This is a genomic window from Faecalimicrobium dakarense (assembly GCF_000499525.1).
Taxonomy (GTDB): Bacteria; Bacillota; Clostridia; order Peptostreptococcales; family Peptostreptococcaceae; genus Faecalimicrobium; species Faecalimicrobium dakarense.
The window spans coordinates 41,083-62,262 of record NZ_HG529365.1 but is presented as its reverse complement, the minus strand read 5'-3'; the positions used below and the strand labels follow the sequence as shown (position 1 = coordinate 62,262).

At 28.6% G+C, this 21,180-nt stretch carries 14 protein-coding genes and 1 pseudogene; 13 read left to right on the top strand and 2 right to left on the bottom strand.

Annotated features, from left to right (window positions below):
- Positions 1 to 30 precede the first annotated feature (30 nt).
- Positions 31 to 1,183, top strand: a pseudogene (gene dnaJ, locus BN899_RS20835) (molecular chaperone DnaJ).
- 275 nt (positions 1,184 to 1,458) lie between these two features.
- A complete protein-coding gene (locus BN899_RS11740) occupies positions 1,459 to 1,920 on the top strand; it encodes a hypothetical protein (protein WP_042275621.1) in 462 nt (153 codons plus the stop codon).
- A 37-nt stretch (positions 1,921 to 1,957) separates the two neighbouring features.
- Here BN899_RS11740 and BN899_RS11735 read toward each other — a convergent pair whose 3' ends face one another.
- Entirely contained in the window at positions 1,958 to 3,058 is a 1,101-nt protein-coding gene (locus BN899_RS11735; protein ID WP_042275619.1) for a GntR family transcriptional regulator, read from the bottom strand.
- Positions 3,059 to 3,285: 227 nt separating this feature from the next.
- Positions 3,286 to 3,834, bottom strand: coding sequence for a hypothetical protein (locus BN899_RS11730; protein ID WP_042275618.1), 549 nt, complete (start codon positions 3,832 to 3,834; stop codon positions 3,286 to 3,288).
- 280 nt (positions 3,835 to 4,114) lie between these two features.
- Between BN899_RS11730 and BN899_RS11725 the strand changes: the two genes are divergently transcribed.
- The 11 genes from BN899_RS11725 to BN899_RS11675 all read left to right on the top strand — a co-directional run bounded on the left by BN899_RS11725 (position 4,115) and on the right by BN899_RS11675 (position 21,138).
- Complete coding sequence (locus BN899_RS11725) at positions 4,115 to 5,050, top strand: ROK family protein (protein ID WP_042275617.1); 936 nt, start codon at positions 4,115 to 4,117, stop codon at positions 5,048 to 5,050.
- A 139-nt stretch (positions 5,051 to 5,189) separates the two neighbouring features.
- A complete protein-coding gene (locus tag BN899_RS11720) occupies positions 5,190 to 8,312 on the top strand; it encodes an alpha-mannosidase (RefSeq protein ID WP_042275616.1) in 3,123 nt (1,040 codons plus the stop codon).
- A 135-nt stretch (positions 8,313 to 8,447) separates the two neighbouring features.
- A complete protein-coding gene (locus BN899_RS11715; RefSeq protein ID WP_042275615.1) occupies positions 8,448 to 11,150 on the top strand; it encodes an alpha-mannosidase in 2,703 nt (900 codons plus the stop codon).
- 96 nt (positions 11,151 to 11,246) lie between these two features.
- A complete protein-coding gene (gene manA, locus BN899_RS11710; protein WP_081712251.1) occupies positions 11,247 to 12,191 on the top strand; it encodes a mannose-6-phosphate isomerase, class I in 945 nt (314 codons plus the stop codon).
- Positions 12,192 to 12,324: 133 nt separating this feature from the next.
- A complete protein-coding gene (locus BN899_RS11705; RefSeq protein ID WP_042275613.1) occupies positions 12,325 to 12,939 on the top strand; it encodes a YesL family protein in 615 nt (204 codons plus the stop codon).
- 11 nt (positions 12,940 to 12,950) lie between these two features.
- A complete protein-coding gene (locus BN899_RS11700) occupies positions 12,951 to 14,684 on the top strand; it encodes a sensor histidine kinase (protein WP_042275612.1) in 1,734 nt (577 codons plus the stop codon).
- A complete protein-coding gene (locus BN899_RS11695; RefSeq protein WP_052356842.1) occupies positions 14,677 to 16,167 on the top strand; it encodes a response regulator transcription factor in 1,491 nt (496 codons plus the stop codon). Before BN899_RS11700 ends, BN899_RS11695 begins: the two co-directional genes overlap by 8 nt.
- 179 nt (positions 16,168 to 16,346) lie before the next feature.
- Positions 16,347 to 17,276: an ABC transporter permease gene (locus BN899_RS11690; RefSeq protein ID WP_042275611.1), complete on the top strand. Its 930-nt coding sequence runs from the start codon at positions 16,347 to 16,349 to the stop codon at positions 17,274 to 17,276.
- 38 nt (positions 17,277 to 17,314) lie between these two features.
- Positions 17,315 to 18,265, top strand: coding sequence for a carbohydrate ABC transporter permease (locus BN899_RS11685; RefSeq protein ID WP_081712248.1), 951 nt, complete (start codon positions 17,315 to 17,317; stop codon positions 18,263 to 18,265).
- Between the two features lie 42 nt (positions 18,266 to 18,307).
- The gene (locus BN899_RS11680) at positions 18,308 to 19,771 is read left to right on the top strand and encodes an ABC transporter substrate-binding protein (RefSeq protein WP_042275610.1); all 1,464 of its coding nucleotides are present in this window, start codon (positions 18,308 to 18,310) and stop codon (positions 19,769 to 19,771) included.
- A 92-nt stretch (positions 19,772 to 19,863) separates the two neighbouring features.
- Positions 19,864 to 21,138, top strand: a complete 1,275-nt coding sequence (locus BN899_RS11675) for a glycoside hydrolase family 125 protein (protein ID WP_042275608.1) — start codon at positions 19,864 to 19,866, stop codon at positions 21,136 to 21,138.
- The last annotated feature ends 42 nt before the right edge of the window (positions 21,139 to 21,180 follow it).

The following is a 21,180-nucleotide window of genomic DNA, read 5'->3' as shown; positions in this document are numbered from 1 at the left end:
TGTTTTGTAAAATGAAGGTGGTGTCAAAATTTGAGTACTAAAAGAGATTACTATGAAGTTCTTGGCGTTGATAAAGATGCAGATGCACAAGCGCTTAAAAAAGCATATAGAAAAATGGCAATGAAATATCATCCAGATAGAAATCCAGATAATAAAGAAGCTGAAGAAAAATTCAAAGAAGTAAATGAAGCATATGAAGTTTTATCAGATGATACTAAAAGAAGAACTTATGATCAATTTGGCCATGAAGGTATGAATGGTCAAGGTGGATTTGGTCAAGGCGGATTTAACGGTCAAGGATTCGGTGGATTTGAAGATATATTCGGAGATATGTTTGGAGATATATTTGGTGGAGGCTTCGGCGGAGGAAGAGCTAGAAGAAGAGGTCCGGAACGTGGAGCTGATATTAGACAGGATGTAGATATAACTTTTGAAGAAGCTGCATTCGGTAAAAAAAATGTCTATAAAAATAAATAGAAGTGAAGAATGTAGTGAATGTCACGGAAGTGGGGCGAAACCTGGAACATCTAAGAAGACTTGCCCTACTTGTAATGGAGCAGGTGAAGTTAGAACAGTACAAAGAACTCCATTTGGAAATATAGCAAGTTCTAGAACTTGTAGTGCATGTAATGGAGAAGGTGAAGTAGTTGAATCTCCATGTAGTAAGTGTAGCGGACAAGGAAGTACTAGAAAAGTTAAGACTATAGAAGTTGATATACCAGCAGGTATAGATGATGGTCAAATGATAAAACTTTCAGGTCAAGGTGAACTTGGAAGTAAAGGTGGACCAAGAGGAGACCTTTATATAGTAGTAAATGTTAAATCGCATCCATTATTCACTAGAGAAGGAAATGATATTTACTTTGATATGCCAATTACATTTATACAGGCAGCATTAGGGGATGAAATAGAAGTTCCTACATTAGATGGGAAAGTTAAATACACAGTTCCAGAAGGGACTCAAACTGGAACCGTATTTAGATTAAGAGAAAAAGGTATACCAAGATTAAGAGGAAACTCTAGAGGAGATCAATATATAAAAGTAGTCGTTGATACTCCAAGAAAATTAAATGAAAAACAAAAAGATATATTAAGAGAATTCGCTAAAGAATGCGGAGAAGAAGTTCATGAAAAGAAAAGAACTTTTGGACAAAAAATTGAAGATATGTTTAAAAAAAAGTAAAAAGAAGTTCTAGGAGATTTTCCTAGGACTTTTTTACGCTTAAGGAAACTATATTACTTCAATAACTATGGATAATTACTATACATAAGTAACAGCCACTAACTTAGTGAGCGTAAAAAATCTTTTGAGCAACGGACGAAGTCGTTGGCGACATGAAATATATCGCCCACGCAGTGGCTTAAGCGAAGTGAATTTTTTATATAAAGGAATATCTTACTATTCTAAATCATAATATATTTTAAGATGCTATTTTAGAATATAAAGGTGGGGGATTTATGGATACTTTATTTATAGAAGGTAAAGAAATCAAGACGAAGGAAGAACTTCATGAGTTTTTAAAAAATAAACTAAAAAATGAATGCAATATAGAGTTAAGTGAAGATTGCTCTAGAGGAAAAAAACATAAGAAAGTTCAACCTCAAGGACCTAAGCAAGTATGTTTAAAATATATGTTTCCATATAAAATAGAGTTAAATCCAGGTGGAAGACAAATGATATTTGGAGTATTAGTAGATGCCCATGGCCATCCTATAAGAAATGCTATAATAAACTTTGAACTATCCGATTATGATTTAGGAACAATGACTTTTAGTCCGGCAATAAGTTTTGGAGATGGATGCTTTTTTACAACATTTATAGCTGAATGTCCTGGTAGCGGATGTATGAAAATAACTGCTCATGGAACAAATTTAGATAAAGTTATTCCTATAAAAATAGAATATAATAATTGCTACTAAAGTGCTGATAATATATCAGCACTTTAGTTTTTATATATTAAAATATAATTTTTTCATTTATTGTTATGCTTTGAGGTGTTGATTTATTAGTTATTAGGTTCTGTAAAACTTTACCCGAAGTATATCCGATTTCATGTGGATTTTGCTCTATTACTATAGGTTTACATGGAAGAAAATCCATATATTGTTCAAACTCATTGTCATATAAAATAAGTTCTATGTCATCAGGACATTTAAGGTCTAGAGAATAGATTATTTTAATTAAGCTAAGCCCTGTCATTCCACCCTCGCAAATTATAGCGGAGATATCTTTATTTTTAGATAAATAGTTTTTTAATGATTGAGTTCTATTTTCTAATTCAAATGGAAGGGTCAATTTTAATTGATCTCTTAATCCAACACTAGAACTTAAGGCTTTTTCATATCCATGTATTCTTTCACATACAGAAGATGCAATTTTAGGACTAGGACTAATAAACCCTATATTAGTATGACCTTTTTTTACTAAGTAATCAGTAGCATTAAATGCAGAGTTAAAATGATCGCTAGCAACATAGCTTATATCTAGACCTTCTAATTTTCTATCTATTAAAACTGTCGGAAACTTATTAAGAGAAAGTTTTAAAATTTCAGGATTATAAATTTGATTATCGCTAGGAAAGATGATTAATCCTCTACAATTCATATTTAAAGCTGTCTTTATAAGCTCTTTTTCTTTATCTTGATTTGTATCAGTAATCATTAATACTAATTTAAAATCATTAGATTCAAGATATTCTTTTGCTCCATTTATTATATTTATAGCAAACCTACTATCTATTCCTGGTATTAACATACATATTATATTCTCATTTTCAAAATCAGAAATTTTAATAGAGTTCGTTGTATTTTTAAAAGATTTACTATGAGAATTTATATTATGATTTATAAAAGTTCCCTTTCCTTGAAGTCTGTAAACTAGACCTTCATTTTGAAGGGACTTTATTGCATTTTTTGCTGAAATTCTGCTTGCATCAAATTTGAGGGCAAGCTGATTTTCAGATGGAAGTTTATAATTTGGTATATCTTTATTTTTATCGATTAGCTCTAAAAGATATTCCTTTATCTTTATGTATAAAAAAGAATTTGTATTATCCATTAGTAATCTTACCTCCTAAAATATATCAACAATATCAACTTAATATACAACTTAAACAAGTGTTATTGACTATAAAAAATATTATTGATACAGTGTTATTAAGAAGATTATACATGTATATTATTAAATAGTAAATAAATAAAAATATATCAAGTATATCAACTTATTTATGTATTTAATAAAAAAATATGACACTTAAAAATTAAGTGCCACATAAATAAATTTATTTATAAAGATATAAATGATAGTGTTTGAATTTGGCTAAGTATAGCTTGAGATAAGTTATCTATTTTAGATTTTTCAATATCCATATCTTTTAAAGCTAGAAAAGTCATAAATGCATTTATAGTAATTTTTTCATAGATATAAAAATAAGTATCTTTATCTTTTAAATAGTCTTTATTTCTAATAGACTCATTTATAAGAATTAATTCATCTATAGTTGTAAGCATAACAGCTTTAACTGTAGTTGATTCAATATCCATATTACTTAAGCTTAAACTTTTATATTTATCACTAGCAAAATTATTTAGTTGAAGAAGAGTTTTATAAATATCTTTAGAGTTTGAATTTTTTAGCTCTTCTCTAGTTTGCTTAGATATAAAATGAGCACGTTCTTTTATCTGATTTATATTTGATTTATAAAATTGAATTAATGAATTTAATTTTTGATTATCTTCTAATTCTTTTTCGTTATTTTTTAATTCTAAATTACTATATTTTTTTGATACTTGTTGTAAGTTATTAAATAATTTTATTGATTCAAGTTTATTCATACTAAATACCCCCAATGGTTGATTCTAATTAATGTTTATAGTAATTAGTATAAGGTACGGATTAAATATAATAAAGAAAATGTTTTCATATAACTGTACATTTTAAAGTTGAATATAAGATAAGTATAGAAAAAGTTAGATATTTGAACTTTTACTATTAAAATCATTAATATAATATAGAATTAAGGAATTAATTAAAGAATTAAATTACTTTTCTAGAAAGTGATATATAAATAAATTAAAATTCAATAAAGCTAAAAGGTGATTTAAGGAGGAAAATATGTATTTTGTTGGAGTTGACATTGGGGGAACAGGAATTCAAGCTGGAGTGGTTAATGAGTTTGGTAAAATTCTTTTTAGAAAAGAGTGCAAAACTGATGTAGACAGCGGATTTGAAAAGGTAATGAATGATATAAACACTTTAGTAAGAAGTTTATTAGATGAAAATAATATAAGTATAGAAAATATAGAATCTATAGGGTTTGGAGTACCGAGTTTTATAAACAAAACTGGATTAGTAACTTGTGTAAATTTAGGATGGTTTGAAGTTGATTTTATGGATGCATTAAAAAGAAGATTTCCTGAAGTTAAAGTTAATGCTGAAAATGATGCAACTGTTGCAGCGCTTGGAGAAGCCAAGTTTGGAAGTATGAAGGGTGCAAGTGTTGCAGTTATGTATACTCTAGGGACTGGAGTTGGTGGTGGAATAATAATAAATGAAAAGGCATTTACTGGAGCACATGGTATGGGATCTGAAATAGGTCATGCAATAATAGGAGAAAACTATTTTGATTGTAACTGTGGCAATAATGGATGTTTAGAAACTTTCTGCTCAGCAACTGCAATTATAAAGTATGCTCAGAAACTAATAATAGAAGGTAGGAAAAGTGTAATACTAGACCTTGTTGAAGGTGATTTAGAACAAATAACTGCAAAGACTGTATTTGATGCCTATAGACAAGGTGATGAAGTAGCTATAAAGATAATTACTAGATTTAAAATGTATTTAGCTAAAGCTATGGCTAGTATTATAAATATATTAGATCCAGAGATTATATCTATTGGAGGGGGAGTATCTAGAGCAAGCGATATAATACTTAAAGATATAGAGCCAATTATAAGAGAGTATGTATTATATAGAAATGAAGATTTTGCAAAAATAGTGTGCGCTAGTTTAGGGTCTGATGCAGGAATAATAGGCGCAGCATTCCTATAATAAACAGCTATACTCATATTATAAAAACTGCACTAAATAAGTATATATGTGTAGAAAATTGACATTGAAAACGTTTCTAAATTATAATCGAAATATGAATAAGAAAACTAATTATAAAAAGTTTTAGGGGAGGACAGATATGTTTTATACAATAGATAAACTTAGAAATAGAATACATGAGTTAGATAACTATAGATATAGAGATATAATAGAACTTGAATATTTTAACACTAAACTAAATGGTGATAGAGATATAAATCCGGAAATACCAACAGAATTTGATGGAGTAATAAGAACAGGGGAGACTTGGAAAGGTAGAGATTTATACCTTTGGATGAATAAAACTGTAGAAATACCTAAATCTTGGGGAGAAAATAAAGTAGTTGGTATATTTGATTTTGGGGAAACCGGAGCAGGTAACAACTCAGGATTTGAATCATTATTTTACTTAAATAATAGGCCATATCAAGGTGTAGATAGCAACCATAAGGAAGTATTCTTTCCAGAGAGTACTTCAGGGACTAATTTAGAGCTAATGTTTAGACTATGGACTGGGCTTGAAGGCGGAGGAGTAAAAAGAGATCAAGAACATCGTATAAATAGAGCTCAAATAGCATGGTTAGATGAAAAAATGGATGATTTATATTACAATGCTATGGTAATTTTAGAGACAATAGGGGAATTAGATGAGTACTCTGTAGATAAAGTTAACTTAACTAAAATCTTAAATGATGCATTTAAATTTATAGATTGGGCATATCCAGGAAGTGAAGATTTCTATGAATCAGCGCACAAAGCAGCAGATTACATAAATGAAGAAATTGATAAAATAGATAAACACTCAGTAATTAATGTAACTTGTATAGGACATACTCATATAGATGTTGCATGGCTATGGAGATTAAAACACACTAGAGAAAAGTGTGCAAGATCATTCTCTACAGTACTTAGACTTATGGAAAGATATCCAGAGTATGTATTCTTACAAACTCAACCACAATTATACGAGTATGTAAAGAATGATTATCCAGAATTATACGAAGCTATAAAGCAAAAAGTAGCAGATGGTTCTTGGGAAATTGATGGAGGTATGTGGTTAGAAGCAGACTGTAATATACCATCAGGAGAATCATTAGTTAGACAATTATTAGTTGGTTCAAGATTTATAAAAGAAGAATTTGATAAAGATGTTGAATACTTATGGTTACCAGACGTATTTGGATATTCATGGGCATTACCTCAAATACTTAAAAAATCAGGAATAAAAACATTTATGACTACAAAGATAAGCTGGAATCAATACAATAGAATGCCGCATGATACATTTAATTGGAGAGGTATAGATGGTTCTGAAATATTAACTCACTTTATAACTACTCCAGAGCCATGGAGTCAACCAGGATCATGGTTCTATACATATAATGGAAGACTTACACCAAAAACAGTAAAAGGTGTATGGGATGCTTATACAGATAAAAACTTAACTAAAGATCTTTTAGTTTCTTATGGATTTGGAGATGGCGGTGGCGGTGTAAACCGTGAAATGTTAGAATACAGAAGAAGATTAGACAAAATGCCAGGTCTTCCAAATGTTAAAACAGGAAAAGCAGGAGAATACTTCAAAGCTTTAAGAGAAAAAGTAGAAAATACGAATGAATATGTTCATACGTGGGACGGAGAATTATACTTAGAATACCATAGAGGGACATATACAAGCCAAGCTTACACTAAGATGATGAATAGAAAGTTAGAACTTTTATATAGAGAAACTGAGTGGCTAGGAGCGATAAATTCATTAGCAAATAATGATTGGAATACTTATCCAAGTACAAACTTACTTAAAGGATGGAAAACTATACTTAGAAATCAATTCCACGACATAATACCAGGTTCTTCAATTACAGAAGTATATGAAGATGTAAAAATAGAGTATAAAGAAGCAGAAGATTTAGCACTTGATGCTAGGGATGATTTCAATAAAACTCTAGTAACTGAAAAAGAAAACACTTTTACAGTTATAAATAATGCTAACTGGGATAGAACTGAGGTTGTAGAAATAGAAGCTGATTTAGTAGGTAATTTCTATGATGAAGATGGAAACAAGTTAGAATCACAAAAAGAAGAAGGAAAGTATATAGTAAAAGTTAAAGATGTTCCTTCTACTGGATGGAAGAGAATAACTTTAAAAGAAGAGTCTATAGATGAAAGTGGATCAGTATTTAAATATAGTAAGTATGAAATAACTACTCCTAATTATGAAATAAAATGGAATGAAGTTGGTCAATTAACTTCTATATTTGATAGAACTAATAATAGAGAAGTATTAGCTAAAGGTCAAAGAGGAAATGTCCTTCAAATGTTTGAAGATAAGCCAATGGCACATGAAGCTTGGGATATAGATATTTATTACCAAGAAAAAATGAGAGAAGTTACTGATTTACAAAATATAGAGTTAATAGAGTGTAAAAACCTAAAAGCAGTTGTAAGATTTAGCTACAAATATATGAATACTACTATAAACCAAGATATGGTAGTGTATGCAGACAATAGAAGAATAGACTTTGTAACTAATGTTGACTGGAGAGAGCAAAAGCAATTATTAAAAGTTGCATTCCCAGTTGATGTAAGAAGTACAATGGCAACTTACGACGTACAATTTGGTAATGTTAAGAGACCTACTCATTGGAATACTAGTTGGGATATGGCAAGATTTGAAACTGTAGCACAACAATGGGTAGACTTATCTCAAAGAGATTATGGAGTAAGTTTATTAAATAACTGCAAGTATGGCCACGATATAAAAGATAATGTAATAAGATTAACATTATTAAAATCAGCTACTCACCCAGATCCAGTACAAGATCAAGGAGAGCAAAACTTTACTTATTCATTACTTCCACATAGTGGCGATTTTGTTGAAGGAAATACAGTTAAGGCAGCTTATGAATTAAATCAGCCATTAACTCATATAACTGGTTCTATAAGAGAAGATATACCAAACAAAATGTTTAATTTTAATGATGCATATGTTTTAGTTGATGCTATAAAGAAATGTGAAGATGAAGATGCAGTAGTTATCCGTTTACATGAATATGCAGGAAGTAAACAATATGTAAATATAACTAGTGGATATGAAATAAATGGATGGCAAGAAACTGACTTAATGGAAAGACCAACAGAAGAGTTAAGAAATGAAAAAGAAATAAAATTAACGTTAACTCCTTATGAAATAAAAACAGTAAAGATAAAAATGAATAAATAAGCTAACTATTTTAAAATTTTATATATACTCCAAAGGTAACTTTCTTATTTTAATACTAACTAGAGTAAGGAAGTTACCTTAACTCTATAAAATAATAAATTTAAATAAATTACTATAAAATGGGGGACTTAAATTATGAGAAAAAAAGCTCACATAATATCTCATACACACTGGGATAGAGAATGGTATTTACCATATGAAACGCATCATATGATGCTTATAAAAACTATGGACACACTCTTAGATACTTTTGAAAATGATTCACAATTTAAATATTATCACTTAGATGGTCAAACTGTTTTATTAGAAGATTACCTGGAAGTAAGGCCACAGAGGAAAGAATTATTAGAAAAAGTAATAAAAGAAGGTAAATTAAAAATAGGCCCATGGTATGTATTACAGGATGAATTTTTAACTAGTAGTGAATCGAATATAAGAAATTTACAATACGGTCATAAAGATGCAGGAAAATATAACAAAGACGTAGCTAAGGTAGGATATTTCCCAGATTCTTTCGGGAATATGGGACAAGCACCGCAGATATTAAAACAAGCTGGAATAGATACTGCAGCCTTTGGAAGAGGTGTAAAGCCAACTGGATTTAATAATGAAGTAAGTGCAGATGATAAATTTGAATCTCCATATTCAGAAATGTATTGGGAATCACCAGATGGATCGAGAGTACTAGGGATATTATTTGCAAACTGGTATTGTAATGGAATGGAAGTTCCAACTAATCCAGATGAAGCAAAAGAGTACTGGGATAAAAGGCTTGATGATGCAGCTAAATTTGCATCTTCGAATCAATTACTATTTATGAATGGATGTGACCATCAACCAGTACAAACCGATTTATCACAAGCTATAAATACTGCAAAAGATTTATACGATGATATAGAATTTGTACATTCTAATTTTGATGATTATATAAAAGAATTAAGAGAAAATATGAATGATGATTTACAAGTTATAAAAGGAGAACTTAGAAGCCAACAAACTGATGGATGGTATACATTAGTAAATACTGCTTCAGCTAGGGTTTATTTAAAGCAATGGAATCAATTATGCCAAACTTTATTTGAAAAAGTAGCTGAACCATTAGCAACTATGGCACACAACTTTGGATTTGAATATCCTCATCACTTATTTGAATATGGGTGGAAGTCCTTAATGAAAAATCATCCTCATGATAGTATATGTGGTTGTAGTGTAGATGAAGTACATAGAGAAATGGTAGCAAGATTTGATAAAGCAAAAGACGTTGCAAAGTATATAATAAATGAAAGTTTAATGTACTTAGGTAGCCAAATTAATACTGAAAAATTCAGTAAGTTAGGAGAAGAAGTACATCCATTTATGATAGTAAATACTACTGGATATGATAGATGTTCAGTGATATCTACTGATATTAAGCTTTACAAAAAGTATTTTAGAGAAGGTCATCCTAACTTAATAGCAAAGGAAATGAGAAAAGTAGAATTACCTAAATTTAAAGTAGTAGATTCAGATGGAAATAAAATAGATGCAAGAATAACTGATTTAGGAATAAAGTTTGATTACGATTTACCAGATGATAAGTTTAGACAGCCATATTACAGCAGATTAGTTAGAGTAGAACTTGAAACTAAAAATATAAAATCATTTGGATGGGATACTTACGCTTTAGTAAAAGATGATGAAATTATAGACAATGAAACTAAAAGTTCACTAATAAATGAAAATATATTAGAAAATGAAAATATAAAAGTTGAAATTAATGAAAATGGATCAGTTAATATATTAGATAAAAATACTAATAAAAAGTTTAAAGATTTATGTATATATGAAAATACTGGTGATATAGGAAATGAATACATTTATATGAAACCAGTTGGAGAAGTACCTTTAACTACAAAAGACATAAAAGCTGATATAAAGGTAGTCGATGACTTACCTTATAAGGCAGTAGTTGAAATTACTCATAACTTTGAAGTTCCAGCATGTGCAAATGAATTATTAAATAAAGAGATAGAAGAAGTTTTAGAATTTAAACATAGAAAATCTCAAAGAGTTAAAGAAACTGTAGCATTAATAATAAAAACAACTTTAACGTTAGAAAAATCATCGAAAGGCTTAAAAATAAAATCATCATTTAATAATATAGCTAAAGATCACAGAATGAGAATGTTATTTGCTACAGATATAAAATCTGATGTTCATTTTGCAGAATCTATATTTGAAGTAGCAAAAAGAAGCAATACTACTTACGAAACTTGGGAAAATCCAAGTAACTGCCAACATCAACATGGTTTTGTAAATGTTCATAATGAAGAATATGGTATTACAATAGCAAACAAAGGTTTAAATGAGTATGAAATGTTAAATGATGAAAGAAATCAGGTAGCTGTAACTCTTCTTAGAAGCGTTAGAGAGCTAGGAGACTGGGGAGTGTTTGAAACTCCAGAAGCACAGTGTCAAGGACAGTATGAATCAGAATTAGAAATTATAACTCATGGACAAGACATGTATGAATCATTTAGAGAAGCTAATATGTTCCAAGTACCAGTACTTACTAAGCAACTAGATCTTAAGACAGATGGTATAAGCCATAATTATAACTTATTAGACATTGAAGGTAAAGCAGTAATGTGGTCTACATTAAAGTTAAATGAAAATAATAAGACGATACTTAGAGTATTTAATGCATCATATGTTGACTCTTCATTAAATATAAATAAGTGTGAAATAAAAGGGAAAAAGTACAAAACAAATATATTAGAAGAAGATATGAAAAATATTATAGAAAATTCAATTAGTTTAAGAAAATCTGAAATAGCAACGATAGCTATAGGAAATTAGTGAAAAGGCTGTCTTAAAAGGCAGCTTTTTTATATAATACCAAATATGAAACTTAAGCTATATGAGCAAGGGTAATTTTAAGGAGATAATATATTTATGGAACCATTATTTTTAAAGCCTTTATTTATGTATAGAATATGGGGCGGAAGCGAGTTAAAAAATAAATTTAATTATGATATTCCATCTGATAATACAGGAGAATGTTGGGCTATAAGCTCTCATGAAAATGGAGATTGTGAAATACAAAATGGAAAGTATAAAGGAAAAACATTATCTAGAGTTTGGAATGAAAATAGAGAATTATTTGGGAATATAGAGGGAGAAAAATTCCCTTTACTTACTAAAATATTAGATGCAAATGACAATTTATCAGTTCAAGTTCATCCAGATGATAAATATGCTAAAGTAAATGAAAACGGAGAATTAGGAAAAACAGAATGTTGGTATATTATAGATTGTGATGATAATGCAGAGATGATTTTTGGTCATAATGCTAAAAATAAAGAAGAGTTACAAAAAATGATAGAAAATGATGAGTGGGATAATCTTCTCAGAAAAGTTAAAATTAAAAAGGGAGATTTCTTCTATGTTCCAAGTGGTACTATCCACGCTTTATGTAAAGGAACCTTAGTTTTAGAAACTCAACAAAACTCAGATACTACATATAGAGTTTATGATTATGATAGAGTTGATAATAATGGAAATAAACGTGAACTACATGTACAAAAATCAATAGATGTTTCAACAGTTCCTCATATCGAAGGTGATAATACTTACAGTGTAGTTTCAAAGGATACATATAAATGTACAACTTTTATATGTAATGAATTCTTTAGTGTACATAAGCTAGATATATTTGGAGAATGTAAATTTACACATGATAAACCATTTACATTATATAGTGTGTTAGAAGGTAGTGGCAAAATACATTTAGACTCTAGAGAATATTTATTAAATAAAGGAGCTAACTTTATATTACCATTTGGGATAGAAGACTTTAAAATAGAAGGTAATATGGAAATAATTTGCTCTCATATTTAATATTTGAAAATAAAAGTTTTAAGTTTATTATAAAATAGGCTTAAAACTTTTATTTTAATATATTATAATGTAACTAGGGAAAACCTTTTATATTAAAATGGTAATAAACAAAAATACAACTGGGGTGATTTATATGAAATTAGATGGAATACTAATCAATTTTTGTGAGTGGATTTACAGATTTTTAATACTCAACTTTTTATGGGTTGCATTTACAGTAATGGGAGGTGTAGTACTAGGTATTATGCCAGCAACAGTAACAACATTTTATATACTAAGAAAGTGGGTTCAAGGCGAGTTAGATATACCTATATTTAAAACATTTAAAGATGTATATATAAAGGAATTTAAAAATGCTAATAAATGTGGTCTATTTTTTGCAGCTATTTTTATGTTTTTAGCAATGGATCTTAATATTTTATACAAAATGGAAGCTTTATACTCAACAGTACTATATATACTAGTAATGGCAGTATTATTCTTTGTAAGTGTAGCATTTATTTATTTTTTCCCTACATACGTACATTTTGAGTTAAGTATAAAAGATTATATAAAGAATTCATTTATATTAGCATTAACTAGTCCAATGCAAACAGTAATAATAGGAGCAGGATTTGGATTAATTTATTATTTTGTAAAGGGTAGTCCAGGATTAATTCCATTTTTCTTTATGGTTATACCTTCTTATTGGGTAATGCACATACTATACAAGAGGTTTTTATATTTAAAGAAAACTCTTAGCGCATAGGGAGTGGGGATTTGAAAAAACTACACACTAAGTATATAAAAAATAAATTATTCAATAAAATGTTACTTATATATTCAACTATAACTATAATATCTATATTTTTACTAGCAAATATATTTCTAAGTTATTATATAGAAAATGAAATTCAAAATGAGCTAAATATTCATTCGGAAGTAATATTTAATATAGAAAAAAGATTTGAAGAACAAAATATAATCAGTAATTCAATTATAAATGGTGTAAACACACAATCGGATGTAACAAATGAAATTCAAGTTTTAACAACATCATCATATGAAGAATATTTAAGTTATAAATTAGATAGATTTTCAACTAGAAGCAAAACTCCAATTGATTTAAAGTACTTACTAGATACTATGTTATCTAATAGAAGTGATGTTTTAGCAGTAGTAATTAATGATAAAGATAAGGAATACAAAAGTGAAATAGTTTTAAATCATAATAAGTGGTACAACTTAAAAAAGCAAAACGCATCTATGAGAAAAATTACAAAGCCTATAAAAAATGTAGATTCTATGTATACAATAGGGTATCTTGATATATATTTTGATTTAAATGAATTAAATAAAATATTAAAAAACACAAACTTAAAGGGCGATTTAATTATTTGTGATGAAAGTAAAGATATAGTATTTAGTTCAGATAAAAGTATTAAAAAAGATTATATACAAAAAATAGGACAAGAAGGCTATTCACATAAAAATAATACTATACATGTTAAAACTTTACTTGATAATAAGCCTATAATTAATCTTAAAGAAGATGCTCAAACTAAGTTTAGATATATCAGTTTAATAAATAATGATGATTTAGGTATAAAAAGTATTGTATCAAAAATAGGATTGATATCATTAATAAGTATTATAACAATAATATTAATTACTTATTTTATTATACGCAGATATTCATTAAAACTAAAAAAAATGATGAGATGTATAGAAGAAATTAAAAAAGGAAATTTAGATGCAAGATTTAACATAGAAAAAGAAGATGATGAGTTAGACATGATAGCTATAGGAATAGATAAAATGAGTGAAAGTCTACAATATAATATAAATAAAAATTATATATCAGAGGTTAAACAAAAGCAGGCAGAAATAAATGCACTTCAAGCACAGATAAAACCTCATTTTTTATATAACATGCTAGAGGTTATAAGAATGTGTGCGCTTTCTAGTAAGAATACAGAAGTAGCAGGAATGATATATAGTTTGGCATGTATGTTTAGATATTCTACGTATAACAATGGAAGCATGGTTTTATTAAGTGAAGAAATAAAATATTGTAAGATGTATTTAAATTTATGTTGTACAAGGTATAAGGGAATACTTGACTATACTATAAACACTGATGAAGAATCAATGGATTATATAGTTCCAAAATTTATCTTACAGCCAATAGTTGAAAATATTATTAACCACGGAATAAGAAAAGATCGTAATGATAATCAAATAGATATAAATGTAATTAAAATAAAAGAAGATATAAAAATCGTTATAAAAGATAATGGGGTTGGAATAAATGAAAAGGTCTTATTAATGATTAAGGAACAACTTGTAAAAAACCTACAAAAAACAAATTCAATAGGATTAATGAATATAAATAACAGATTAAAATTAAAATTTGGAGATGATTATGGACTAGAAATAAGTAGTAAAGAATTTGAAGGAACTACTGTAAAAATAAAGCTACCAATTTTAAAGGATGGGGATGAAGATGTATAGTGTATATTTGTTAGACGATGAGCCATTTATATTGGAAGGATTAAGATACATCGTTCCTTGGGAAGAGTATGGGTTTAATATTGTTGGAAGTGCAAGTAATGGTGAAGATGGATTTAATGAGATAATAAAGAATGATATTGATTTAATAATAACAGATATAATGATGCCTAAAATGACGGGCTTAGAATTAATTAGCAAATTAAAAGAAGAAAATTATGAAACTAACTTCATAGTACTTAGTGCATTTCAAGAGTTTAAATACGCTAAAAAAGCTATGAATATGGGTGCAGAAAATTATTTACTAAAACCTATAGATACAGATGAATTATCTGAAAACTTAAAAAATATATATAAAAATATAAAATTAAAAGAAAAGAATATGTCAGATAAAAGTATAGTAAAAAATAACCTACTATTAAAATTACTAACTGAAGAATACGAAGAAAGTGCTACAAATAATTTAGAAGAATTAAATATAGTACTTAAAGATGATAATTATTGTGTAGCTATGATAGAACTAAGTGATACATCTTGTGATATAGGTGTTATATTAAAAGAAAAAATAAAAAATAATAAATTTATATACTGTATAAAATCTAAGTCTAGTGCTTTACTAATTGTTAATGAGAAAAATAAAGACATATTAACAAGCGAATTATCACAACTTAAAGCTGATATAATGAATGAAAGTAATTCTTTAGTTTATATAAGTGTAGGCAAATATGTAAATTCAATTAAAGATATATACAAAAGTTATAAAACTTCCTTAGAGATTAGTGAATATAAAATGATATATTCAGATAAATCTTGGGTAAAATTTTACAAAGAACAGGCGTCAAAACAAAATGATACGTATATAGAATTTGAAGAGCTAAAAAAAATGTTAGTAAGTAAAGATATTTCTAAAACTTCAGGCTATATCAATCAAATCTTTGGAAAATTAAAAAATGAAGAAGATTTAACTCCAAAACAAATTAAAATGAAATCAGTAGAAATATTTTTAAATGTTTATAATTACTTTAATGAATCTAAGATTATAAAAGATTTGCATAAGTATTTTGAATGTATAGTAAATAATCATAGTACTGTAGATGAAATAGAAATTCAACTAATTAATATGCTTAAACATATACAAACTAAATTAGAACAAGCAGATGAAAGTATTAGTCCTGTTATATTAAAGTTACTAGAGTATATAGAAGAGAATTATAAATATGATTTAAATTTAAAAGAGATAAGTGATAAACTAAATATTAATGCTATATATTTAGGACAGTTATTCCAAAGAGAAACGGGAACATTATTTTCGGATTATATAAATAACTTTAGAGTCAACAAAGCAAAAAAATTACTATCAGATACAACTCTTAAAGCTAGTGAAATAGGAATTCTAGTAGGTTATACTAACAAAAATTATTTCTATCGAAAATTCAAAAATATTGCTGGAGTAACTCCAAGTGAGTGGAGAAAGATTAATTTATAATTGTAAATTAACTAAAAAAGGTTGGTGATAAGTTATTGCCAACCTTTTTTATGTGTTTTATAAAAAATAGTTCTGGAAAACGTATACTTAGTAAGATTTGTGTAGCTAATCTAATAATTGTAAACTTTAGAAAACATTTGCCTGATGGTAAAATATAAGTAAAGAGAGGGGTGGATATAGTGAAAAAATTTCTAAAGAAATTATGGAAAAACAAATCATGGTTATTGATGGTTTTACCAGGAACTATATGGTTATTAATATTCTCATACTTACCAATGTTTGGTACAGTATTAGCATTTAAAGACTTTAAAATAAGTTCGGGTGGATTTATAGACAGTTTAGTTAATAGTAAATGGGTAGGGTTTGATAACTTTGAATTCTTATTTAGTAGTGGGGATGCATTTAGAATAACTAGAAATACTGTTTTATACAATTTAGTATTTATAATATTAGGATTAATATTTGCAGTGTTTGTAGCTATAGCACTTAGCGAAATATCGAATAAAAAATTGGGGAAAATATATCAAACTAGTATGTTATTCCCTCACTTCTTATCGTGGGTTATAGTAAGTTACTTTGTATTTAGTTTCTTAAGCTTTGATAAAGGGATGCTTAATTCAGTATTAGGTGCATTCGGAGTAGATCCTGTATCTTGGTATAGTGAACCGAAGCATTGGCCGGGAATACTGGTATTTATGAATATATGGAAAGGTGTTGGATATGGAAGTATAGTTTATCTAGCAGCAATAGTAGGTATTGATAAAACTTATTACGAAGCAGCTACAATAGATGGAGCTAGTAAGTGGCAACAAATAAAAAATATAACTATACCTTTAATTGTGCCTTTAATGATAATACTTACAATAATGGCAATCGGAGGAATATTCAGATCAGACTTTGGATTATTCTACCAAGTACCAAGAAACTCAGCTGTTTTATATCCTGTAACAGATGTTATAGATACATATATTTATAAAGGTCTTATGAATATGGGTAACATAGGAATGAGTACAGCAGCAGGTTTATATCAAGCTATAGTAGGATTTATATTGATAATGGCTACAAACTTTGCAGTTAAGAAAATAGATCCTGAATATGGTTTATTCTAAAATAGAAGGGGGGACAGGCATTTATTTGCCGATAAATTATGGATTCACAAGCAATTAAAAAAGATGCAAAAAAGCCAGTACACTCTTCTAAGAAAAAGAAAAAAGCTTATAATGAAGGGTTTACAGGTATAACAAACATAATAACAAATATAATATTAGCGATATTCTCAATAGCATGTATATTCCCATTTGTATTTGTTATTATAATATCTTTAACATCAGAACAATCGTTAATACAAAATGGGTATTCTATATTCCCGAAAGAGTGGAGTTTAGATGCTTACAAATATTTAATTGAATCAGGTGGGCAATTAGCTCAATCTTATATAGTAACAATAATTGTAACAGTATTAGGAACTATAATAAATGTAAGTATGGTATCTACATATGCATACGCAATATCTAGACCAAACTTTGCATTTAGAAAACAGTTTATGTTTTTAGTATTCTTTACTATGTTATTTGGAGGAGGTATGGTTCCCTCGTACATAGTTATGACTCAAGTATTAGGCCTTAAAAATACTATATGGGCTTTAATACTACCACTAGCATTTAACTCATTTAACATAATTGTAATGAGAACATTCTTCCAAAAGTCTGTTCCAGAGTCAATAATAGAGTCAGCTAGAATAGATGGTGCAAGTGAATTTAAGATATTTATAAAGATGGTTATACCACTAGCTCTGCCAGGTATAGCAACAATAGCATTATTTAGTACATTAGCATATTGGAATGACTGGTTTAACGCCATGTTATATGTTGATTATCAAGAATTAGTTCCGCTACAACACATGCTTATGAAGATTGAAAAAAATATGGAATTCATAAGACAAAATGCTATGTTGAGTGGTCAAGTTATGTCAACATTACCTCAAGAATCTGTTAGAATGGCAATGGTAGTAATATCAACATTACCTATAGCGTGTACATATCCGTTCTTCCAAAAATACTTTGTAAGCGGGTTAACGATAGGTGGGGTAAAAGAGTAATAAAATATACATTATAAAAAATAATAAGTGGGGGATTTTATTATGAAATTCAAAAAAATATCTAGTTTATTTTTAGCAGTAACAATAGCATCATCAGCGATACTTACAGGGTGTTCAAGTACTAAAGATTCAGGTGATGCTCAAAAAGGTAATGGCGACAATGTTGAATTAGTGTGGTATATGATAGGAACTCCACAGCCGGACCAAGCTAAGGTTATGGAAGAAGTTAATAAGTATACAGCAGAAAAAATAGGTGTTACATTAGATTTAAGAATGGTCGACTGGGGAGATTACGGTCAAAAGATGCAAGTTATAACATCTTCAGGAGAACCATTTGATATAGCATTTGCAAGTGACTATGCATTAAATGCACAAAAAGGAGCTTACTTAGAAATAAGTGATTTATTAGAAAAGCATGGAAAAGAATTAAAAGAAGCTATAAATCCTTTATTCTTAGAGGGAGCTTCTATAAATGGGAAATTATACGGAGTACCAGCTAATAAAGAAGTTGGTCAACAAATGGTTTGGGCTTACAATGCAGACATGGCTAAAGAGCTTGGTGTAGATATGACTAATGTTAAAACATTAGAAGATTTAGAAAAAGTTTTAGAAGTAGTTAAAGCTAAAAAGCCAGATTTAAAAATGCCTATGTCAGCAGGAGCAACTTTTGTACCATATATGCCATATGACTTATTATTAGGTGAAAACTTACCATTTGGTATAGCTTTAGAAGGTGATACAACTAAGGTTGTAAATATATATGAACAAGAAGATGTTAAAAAGACTTTAAATACTTTAAGAAGATTCTATCAAAAAGGATTTGTTCATCCGCAAGCTTCAACAGATACAGATCCACATGAAATGAGTGTTCAAAACTGGTTTGTTAGAAAAGAACAATATGCACCGGGTGCAGGAGAAATGTGGTCTTCAAATGCAGGATATCCAATAGCGTATAGTGAAATGCATGATCCTTTAACTATAAATAACTCTGTTACAGGTTCTATAATGTCAATATCAGCAGCATCTAAACATCCAGAAGAGGCTATGAAATTCTTAAACTTATTAAATACAGATGAGTACTTAAGAAACTTAATAGACAGAGGTATAGAAGATGTTCACTATAAGACTAATGAAGATAAAACTATAACTAAAACTGAAGAAGCTAAAGCTTATAATATGCCTTCTTGGGCTTTAGGAAATGTATTCTTAACTAAAAACTTTGATACTGACCCTAAAGATAGAATAGAACAATATGAAAAGTTCAATGAAAAAGCAGTAGCATCTCCAACATTAGGATTCTATGTAGATACAACTGATATAAGTACAGAGTTAGCAACTATATCTAATATAGTTCAAGAATTCAAAGCTCCATTATATACAGGGTCTGTAGATACAGATAAATACTTAGGAGAATTAAATAAGAAGTTAAAATCTGCAGGTCTTGATAAAGTTATGGCTAGTATACAAGAACAATACGACAAGTGGATGGCAGATCAAAAAAAATAATAAACAACTAATAAAATAACATTAAATTTATATATCAAGGTATTCTTCTACTAAATAGTAGTAGAATACCTTGATTAATATAGGGGGACAAAATGTATAACTCAATAAATGTATTAGTACAGGAAGTAAAAGATAAGTTAAAAGATGATGCAAAACTAGGAGAAATGTTTGAAAAATGTTTTTTAAATACTATAAATACAACTGTTAAAAGAATGAATGACGGTACTACATATGTATTAACAGGGGATATACCAGCTATGTGGTTAAGAGATTCTGTGTGCCAAGTTAGACCTTACTTAGTTTTAGCTAATGAAGATAAAGAAATCGCGGATATGATAGAAGGGTTAGTTGAAAGACAATTTAGATATATATTAGTTGATCCGTATGCAAATGCATTTAATGAAGAAGCAAATGGTATGGGACATCAAAGTGATCTAACTGATATGAAGCCTGAAATATGGGAAAGAAAATATGAGATAGATTCTCTATGTTTCCCAATACAATTAAGTTACTTATTATATAAAAATACAGGAAGAACAACTCAATTTAATGAAACTTTTAAAAAGGCAGCACGTACGATAATTGATTTATGGAAAGTAGAACAAAATCATGAAGAAAACTCTCCATATATATTTGAAAGACTTGATTGCCGTCAATTAGACACATTAGCAAGAAGTGGTAAAGGAACAATGCATAAAGAAACAGGAATGACTTGGTGTGGATTTAGACCAAGTGATGATGCTTGCCAATATAGCTACTTAGTACCATCTAATATGTTTGCAGTAGTAGTATTAAATTATATCGATGAAATATCTAAAGAAATATTAAATGATAATGAACTATCTAAATGTGCAAGAGAATTAAGTGATGAAATAAATGAAGGAATACAAAAGCATGCGCTATATAATCATCCAAGATGCGGAGAAATATATGCATATGAAGTAGATGGATTAGGTAATTACAACTTAATGGATGATGCAAATCTTCCAAGTTTATTAGCTATACCATACTTAGGATATGCAGACTTAGATGATGAAAAATATGTTAATACTAGAAACTTCATACTAAGTACAGAAAATCCAGAGTTCCATATAGGTAAGTATGCATCAGGTGTAGGAAGTCCTCACACTCCGGAAGGTTATATATGGCATATATCACTTGCTATGCAAGGTTTAACAACTAATGACATGGATAAAAAGAGAGAACTACTAGAAATTATGAAAAATACAGATGCAGGAACATATTTAATGCATGAAGGGTTCCATCCAGATGATCCAAGTAAATTCACTAGAGATTGGTTTTCTTGGGCAAATATGATGTTCTGTGAATTGGTTTTAGATTACTGTGGAATAAAAGTTAAAAAATAAAATTTATAAAAAGCTATATAGCTATAGGTATAGTTATATAGC